The organism is uncultured Methanobrevibacter sp. (genome assembly GCF_902801725.1).
GTDB lineage: Archaea > Methanobacteriota > Methanobacteria > Methanobacteriales > Methanobacteriaceae > Methanocatella.
Window position 1 is genome coordinate 1 of sequence record NZ_CADCJB010000054.1, and the last position, 7,671, is coordinate 7,671.

9 protein-coding genes are annotated in these 7,671 nt (G+C 34.6%); 2 read left to right on the plus strand and 7 right to left on the minus strand.

Translation table 11 applies throughout. The features are described 5' to 3' along the window. Positions 1-1,085 (minus strand): right-handed parallel beta-helix repeat-containing protein (locus tag QZV68_RS09425; protein WP_296880753.1); only part of this gene is annotated, 1,085 nt, incomplete at its 3' end. 409 nt (positions 1,086-1,494) lie between these two features. Between QZV68_RS09425 and QZV68_RS09430 the strand changes: the two genes are divergently transcribed. Then, complete coding sequence (locus QZV68_RS09430; RefSeq protein ID WP_296880754.1) at positions 1,495-2,346, plus strand: pyridoxamine kinase; 852 nt, start codon at positions 1,495-1,497, stop codon at positions 2,344-2,346. A 51-nt stretch (positions 2,347-2,397) separates the two neighbouring features. Here QZV68_RS09430 and QZV68_RS09435 read toward each other — a convergent pair whose 3' ends face one another. The 3 genes from QZV68_RS09435 to QZV68_RS09445 are packed head-to-tail and all read right to left on the minus strand — an operon-like array spanning position 2,398 to position 4,345. Continuing rightward, on the minus strand, positions 2,398-2,649 hold the full coding sequence (locus QZV68_RS09435) for a hypothetical protein (protein WP_296880755.1): 252 nt from the start codon (positions 2,647-2,649) through the stop codon (positions 2,398-2,400). 15 nt (positions 2,650-2,664) lie between these two features. Further along, positions 2,665-3,843, minus strand: coding sequence for a MalY/PatB family protein (locus QZV68_RS09440; protein ID WP_296880761.1), 1,179 nt, complete (start codon positions 3,841-3,843; stop codon positions 2,665-2,667). Then, positions 3,830-4,345, minus strand: coding sequence for a nitroreductase family protein (locus tag QZV68_RS09445; protein ID WP_296880756.1), 516 nt, complete (start codon positions 4,343-4,345; stop codon positions 3,830-3,832). Before QZV68_RS09445 ends, QZV68_RS09440 begins: the two co-directional genes overlap by 14 nt. A gap of 59 nt (positions 4,346-4,404) precedes the next feature. Here QZV68_RS09445 and QZV68_RS09450 point away from each other — a divergent pair, with 59 nt between their 5' ends. Then, entirely contained in the window at positions 4,405-4,887 is a 483-nt protein-coding gene (locus tag QZV68_RS09450) for a DUF308 domain-containing protein (RefSeq protein WP_296880757.1), read from the plus strand. Between the two features lie 147 nt (positions 4,888-5,034). Here QZV68_RS09450 and QZV68_RS09455 read toward each other — a convergent pair whose 3' ends face one another. The 3 genes from QZV68_RS09455 to serS form a co-directional block, all read right to left on the minus strand. Beyond that, complete coding sequence (locus tag QZV68_RS09455; protein ID WP_296880758.1) at positions 5,035-5,823, minus strand: hypothetical protein; 789 nt, start codon at positions 5,821-5,823, stop codon at positions 5,035-5,037. A 132-nt stretch (positions 5,824-5,955) separates the two neighbouring features. Beyond that, the gene (locus tag QZV68_RS09460) at positions 5,956-6,588 is read right to left on the minus strand and encodes a flavodoxin family protein (protein WP_296880759.1); all 633 of its coding nucleotides are present in this window, start codon (positions 6,586-6,588) and stop codon (positions 5,956-5,958) included. A gap of 62 nt (positions 6,589-6,650) precedes the next feature. After that, on the minus strand, positions 6,651-7,671 hold a 1,021-nt coding region (gene serS, locus QZV68_RS09465), incomplete at its 5' end, for a serine--tRNA ligase (protein ID WP_296880760.1).

The window sequence follows — 7,671 nt, forward strand, 5'->3', positions numbered from 1 at the left end:
TCAGTTCCCATATCTAAAGCACCTGCACCATTGGCACGGCAATCTATAAAATCACATTTAAACAAATTAGTATCTTTATCACAGATAACAGCACCTGCACCATCAGCAGAACAGTTTATGAAACTGCAGTAAGAAATGTTGTAATTGGAACACCACATTGCACCACCACCTCCGGTAGTAGAGCAATTAATGAATTTGCTATTATGAATTGAACCCTTATATGGACCTCCCCAAATTGTTGAACCGGCATTTCCGGTTGAATAGCAGTCCCTGAATTCACAGTCATTTATCGCAATAATGATTTCATCATGGGTATAAATAGCACTGCCGCCTTCAGCAGAAAAACAGTTTATGAATCTGCAATCGGAAAGTGTACCATTGGTATGAATTACCATTGCACCTCCAGCATGTTCGGCAGAACAATCAATGAAATTACAGTCTGAAATATTAAAATCAGAACAACCCATTTCCAAAACTCCTGCAAAATCGTTGGAATGACACTTTACAAAAGTACAATTCAATATTTTTGATGCCTCACCTCCTAATGATATGGCACCACCATTACCATTGGAAAGACAGTTTTCAAAGATACAATCTTGAATTTCTCCCCGGTCACCCCACCAGTCTATAGCACCTGCATAAGTATTGGAGAATGAATTTGCAAAATTGATGTTTTTAAGTGAAACTCCATTTACAGAAACGGCAAATATCCTTGACATGTTCACACCGTCAATCTTGTGTCCCTGTCCATTAATGGTCAATCTCTTGTTTATATCAATTCCGTTGATAAAGTTATAATCTGTTGTATTGCTGTAGACGTAATCCTTATCCAGCTTGATTTCACTATTTTTCGCACTGTTTACTATTATCTCATTCAAATCACTGAAAGTTCCTGATGAATTTCCATCGGACAATATTTCCGAGTCCTTACTAATCTCCAACGATTCATCAGGACTTTCTTCCATTATAGAATAATCCTCATCAATCATTAGAGAATCCGAAGTTGCATTTGTATCGCTTGCGTTGACTGCTCCTAAAGTTAGAATTGCAAGCATTATGCAACAAATCAATATGACCTTTTTCATAAAACTTTACTCCTTAAATTATATAATTTATAATTATTTCAAAAATAGCATATATAATTATCTTATTTCTTTTAAAAAAGATATACGATGAAAGTGAAAGCTTTATAGTAAAAAATGAACTGAATACTAAACACTGATTAATGAAATGTTCTTAAATCAACAGTTTTTCAAAAGCAATTATTGAACCTGCAAAATTTCACTATCACACCAAATGTAAAAAAATATTTTCAAAAAAATTTATATATATAAAATAACTATTGTTATATATCAGGCATTGTGGCAAAAATCAATCACCAAAATTAAAATTAACAACAAATATTAATTCAAAAAAATGAACAAAATATGACAATAACATTTAATACAATGTTAATTATTAATATTATATTAGTAAAGAAATGGATTTGAAAAAATGACAGAAACTATAAAAATATTAACAATACAAGACGTATCATGTTACGGTCAGTGCTCAATAACTGTCGCACTACCAATAATCTCCGCTTTCGGAATAGAAACAGCAGTATTACCTTCCGCAATTTTATCAACACATACAGCAGGATTTACAGATTACACTGTAAGGGATTTGACAGATGATTTGCCTGCAATTAAAGAACATTGGGAAAAAGAAGGAATATATTTTGATGCGATATATACTGGATTTATAGGATCAATTGAACAGTTCGATTACATTATAGACATCATCAATTCAAGACTTAAACCTGACGGACTTGTTTTTGTTGACCCTGCCATGGCAGATCATGGTGAATTTTACAACGGATTTGACCAGGATTTCGCAGATAAAATGGGAGAACTATGTAAAATAGGTGATTATGTCCTTCCAAATACAACAGAAGCCTGTTATTTATTACACAAACCTTGGAAAGAAGAATTTACAAAAGAAGAAATGCTTGAAATGGCAAGCGAGCTTTCAGCATTCACAAAAAAACATGTCATCTTGAAAGGTGACACACACAAAGAAGGCAAATTGGGAATGATTGTTTTGGATAAAGACGAATCTTCAGAAGGGGAATTTGTATACAATGACAAGATTGACTATGTATCCCACGGAACCGGCGATGTCTTTGCCTCATCCTTTGTGGGAGCAACATTGAATGGTAAATCAACATCTTCTGCTGCAAAAATTGCTGGAGAATTTACCAAAAAAGCAATTGAAGAAACAGTTGACGACCCTACACATGGCTACGGAGTTAAATTCGAAAGAGTTATTCCTAGCATACAGGAATTATTGAATTCCAACGAATAATCATATGTTCTTGAGGCAACTGCCTCAAACATTAACATTTCTTTTTTTTACCTAAAAATCATCCAAGATTTCCTCAAGTTCATCCTCATCGACCAAACCTGATTTCAAATCATCCAAATCATAACCCAATTCATCCAATGCATCTACAACATCATCAGCATCATATTCAAAACCGTTGATTGAGATTATCCCATCATCTGAAAATTCTTCATCTGAAGAACTGTCATTTATAATATAGCTACAGTCAGGACAGTATGGTTCGCCGGCATCTATCCAAGACCCACATCTAGGACATATTCCCATTTAAATCACCTCTAATTAATACAAACCCTTGTTAATAATATTTAAAGCAGTTACTCCTGCTTTAAGTCTTGACAATCCCTCTTCCAATAACTTTTGAGGACATGCTATATTCATCCTCAGGAAGTTATCTCCACATTGGCCAAAATCGATTCCTGCAGATAAGAACAGCCCCTGATTTGTTCTTAAAAATTCACCCAACACTTTGGATGGGACTTTTAGAGCAGAACAATCAAGCCATAGCAGATATGTTGCATCACATTCAACCATTTTTATTACAGGCAGTTCATTTTCCAAATATTCCTTAACAATTTTCTTATTTTCATATAAAACTTCTTTCAGCTCTTCCAGCCATCCTTCAGATTCATTATAGGCAGACATTACTGCAGATACTGCAAATACGTTGCATGAATCAGAGTTATCAATATGCATTTGAGTTTTAATAGATTCCAATAACTTCCTGTTTTTTGTATGGACAATAGAGCTTTGAAATCCTGCGATATTGAATGATTTTGAAGGGGACAGACAGGTTATAACATTATTTGAACAGGATACTGTTTCAAAGGGAGTGTATTTGATTCCAGGATCTGTCAAATCACAGTGGATTTCATCAGATATCAAAATAACATCATGCTTTGTACATAACTTATCAATTTTAGCCAAATCTTCAACAGACCAAATCTTTCCAATCGGATTGTGGGGATTGCAAAGTATCATCATTTTGACTTTTGACAATTTTTCATCCAAATCATCAAAATCAATCCGATATTTTCCGTTTTCATAAACCAGCTCGTTTTCCAGGACTTTGCGGTTGTTATCCTCTATAACATAATAAAATACGTGATAAACAGGAGATTGGATTAATATCTCATCTCCTACATCAGTCAGGCATCTAATCATTGAAGATATTGAAGGCATTACTCCTATCGAATATGCCATATCATCCCGTGACATTTTGAAGTCATATCTTCTGTCCCACCAGCTGATATAAGCTTCAAACAACTCATCAAAAACAACAGAATACCCATATATTGGATGATTAGCTCTCTTCAAAATGGCCTTTTGAATAGCCGGCGCAACCTTAAAGTCCATATCGGCTACCCACATAGGCAAATCATCATCAAAATAATCCCATTTTAGAGAATTTGTACCTTTACGGTCAATTACACTTTCAAAATCATGTTCAGTATTTTTCATAGTGGATTCTTTCCTCATCAAATTTGTCCATGAATTTATTTTCCCATCCTTCCGCAGGATAACCAATTGTAATGATACAATACGGTTTGGTTTCTGTTATGTCATCTATTCCAATGATTTCACCAATTTTTGCCATCCTCTCTTCTTCAGGTGCAACACCATTCCATAATCCACCTAAACCAAGGTTAACCGCTTCAAGCAACATGTTTTCTGCAGCAGCACCCATATCCTGCTGCCAAACTGTTTTATAGAATGCCCTTTCAATGTTTGCTACAAGAACAATAGCTACAGGAGCATCAGTTACTCTAGGCTTGATTTCACCCAATTTTGCAAGAGTTTCCTTGTCTTTGACAACTACAAACTCCCATGGCTCAGCCCCTAGCCTTGATCCTGGTGCCTGCATTCCTGCCTTTAGGATTTTTAGGATATCATCATCACTAACTTCTCTGTCTTCATATTGCCTAATACTTCTTCTTGTTCTGATTATTTCTTCAAATTCCATATTCTTAAATAATATCTTCATCATATAAATAATTAAATTAACTAAATGGAGGTAAACACATGGAAGTTAACAAAATGGCAGGAATACTATCCATAATCTTAGGATTGATTTTTATAATATTTCCCATGTTCTCCGCAGGACTGATTTCCCTAATTGTAGGTTTAAGTTTATTGTTCTTCGGTATTTCAGTCACATTTATGGGCTTCAACATGAAAAACCAGATAGATCACCTTCCGACAGCCACAATTATTATCGGAATTTTAGCAATCATTTTTGGATTCCTATTCCTATTCTACATTGATGCATTATCCTTTTTGACAGGTATCCAATTCTTCCTAGTTGGATTTATCATGATTATATTCGGAATAAACGGATTATTATCCAAAATGACCAAATTCTCTTCATTTACATCAATACTTGTCCTGTTGATGGGAATCATTTCAATTTTCCTTGGAATATTTGCAGCAAACAATCCTATATACGTAGCAATCATTATTGGTATTGTCCTAATTATAGAAGGTATTGCATTAGTATTAGATTAAGACTTGGTTAACAAAAAAAAGAAACCAAACCATTGACCATCAAATTATTAACCAAGCCGAGATTCGAATCTGGTTAATACTTTGATTTTAATTTTTGTTAAAAATAGTGGAAGTGCGAAAAATCACATTCGCACACTTCCAAATCATTTAAATATCTGATTCTTCACTTTTTCTGAAGCCGATTTTATTTTCACTGCAATATTCATCTACTGCATTTACAATTTCTAAAATGTCTTCATCCCTATACTCATTTTTAAAATAGAACAAAACTGGTTGTGCATTGGTGTAAACAGTTAAAATTAAATATTCATTACCTGAAACCCTGACATCCAGAGTGTTGTAAATTTTAATCGATTGGATTATATCATTTTTGGCTTTCTGAACTGAAGTCTCATTTCCGATTGATTTTATATCAGTGCGTTGATATTTATCTTGCAATTTAATCAGCTTATCCTCATCAGTCGGAATATCCCTCTCAGGCTCAATGTCAACCAATTTTTCTTTGAATAATTGAGCATTGCGCAATTTTTCCTGAATTTCAGCCAATTCCCTTTCCAGATGTTTTTCGTCTTCCAAAAGTGAGTTTATGAATGCATCACTGCTGTTGTTGAAGTTTTCATATATTTCCAGCACATCTCTTGGAGACAATAATGAATATTTTTTGAAAAATTCTTTGGTATGAGGTTTTACACGAATGCTTAAAGGTTTTAAATTTTCTTTTCTTGATTTAGATGCATTTTCAAAGAATTCATCTGCAAAATCATTGCTTCTTTTGTGTAATGCCCTCATTTTAGATGTAAACATTCTTTCGAAATCTTCACGAGACATATCTTCAGGGAAATTGAATTCAAATTCACCAGGAGTGTATGATCCCCCAAATCTTTCATTTCCGAATACAAATTTTTTATGATGGTTTTTATTTTCTTGGTTTTTCATTTTATCACATCTATTTTGTATTACAAAATTGTTTTTTGTATACAAATAAATATGTGGAAGAAGTAGTATATAAATGTTTGTATTCATTTTTAAAAAATGTATACACAAAAAATTTTAAAAAAAATAGCCAAATCATTTGCTCAATTCAGCACCGATTTCAAAAGCTTTTTCCAAATCTTTTGGAAACTGCAAAATCCATTGTTTTTCCTTAAGCTCTTGTGAAAAACCAGCCATATTAAATTTAGAGTAATCACTTACTTGTATTGTATCACAAACAGGATAAGATACTATTTCTCCATTCAAAAATGAAAACAAATACTCAGTAGTTGCCAAACTATCCTTCATGGAACTCTCATAGAACTCCAGAGGGGCGTTCATGGTATAAAATATTCCAACATTCACCTTGCCTGTAAAATAGCTTGATCCGTCATCATATGACATTACGCAGAAAATCAACCTTTCCACCAATGCCCTGAATTCACTTGTTGGCTGTCCAAAGTAAATCGGAGAACCTATGAGCAAAGCATCAGCATCCAAAATCTTTTCAATCAGTGGCTGGAGGTCATCTCTCCAATAACATTTGCCTTTTGTTTTCTCCTTCAGCTTGCATGCAAGACAACTCCTGCAACCAGTAAAAACCAAATCATACAAATTAACATATTCTGTTTCAGCCCCAGCAGATTCAGCACCTTTTTGGGCAGACTGCATGATTTCGGCAGTGTTCCATTTCTTTCTTGGACTAGCATTGATTACAATTGTTTTCATACTCTCACCATTATATAAAAAAATAGTTAAAGTGTGAAAAAACACACTAAAATTTAAAAAAGTTATTTTTTAGCTTCGATGACTGTTTTTCCATTCATGTAAGGGACTAGCACTTCAGGAATTTTAACACTGCCATCAGCTTGTTGATAGTTTTCTAAAATACAGCACATTGTTCTTTCAGTAGCTATTGCAGTACTGTTCAAGGTATGCAATGTTTGGGCATCTCCAGAACCTGCCCTTCCGAAACGTGTTTTGGTTTTGCGTGCCTGATAATCCTTACAGTTTGTGCATGAAACCAATTCACGAAATGCGCCTGAACCTGGGAACCATGCCTCAAGATCATACTTGATTGCTGCATTATCATTCAATGCTGAGGACACAATAGCTATAATCTGATATGGAAGTCCCAATTTCTGATATATTCTTTCGGTCACTTCCATCAGGTGGTCATGCTGGTTTCTTGAGTCTTCAGGTGTCGAATATATGAACTGTTCGATTTTCTCAAATTGATGAACTCTGAATATTCCTAAGGTATCCTTTCCGTGAGATCCTGCCTCTTTTCTAAAACAGGTTGAAAGTGCACAGTATCTCAATGGCAAATCTTCAGGATTTATTATTTCATCCCTGTGGAGTGCCGCCAAAGTCTGTTCGGCAGTTGCAATAAGATACATATCCTCGTTTTCAACTTTGTATAATGTCTCTTCAAACTCACCGAGTTCGGATGTTTCCGCTGCAACTTCCCCTTTTACAAAGAACGGTGTTTGCATTGGAATGTAACCTTCTGATTCAAGTTCTGATAGTGCAAACTGAATTAATGCAAGGTTTAAATGCAAGATATCACGTTTCAAGTAGTAAAATCTTGCGCCTGAAATTTCAGCGGCAGTTTCAAGGTCGGCACCGTCAATCTTATTAATCAAATCAACATGATTTAATGCTTCAAAATCAAATTCAGGTTTTTCGCCGTAGGTTCGTACAACCACATTGTCATCTTCAGTGTCCGAAATAGGCACATCCTCATCGATGATGTTTCCTACTTTGTATCTGTAGTCATCACGAAGTTTAAGGCATTCCGCATTTTTTGCA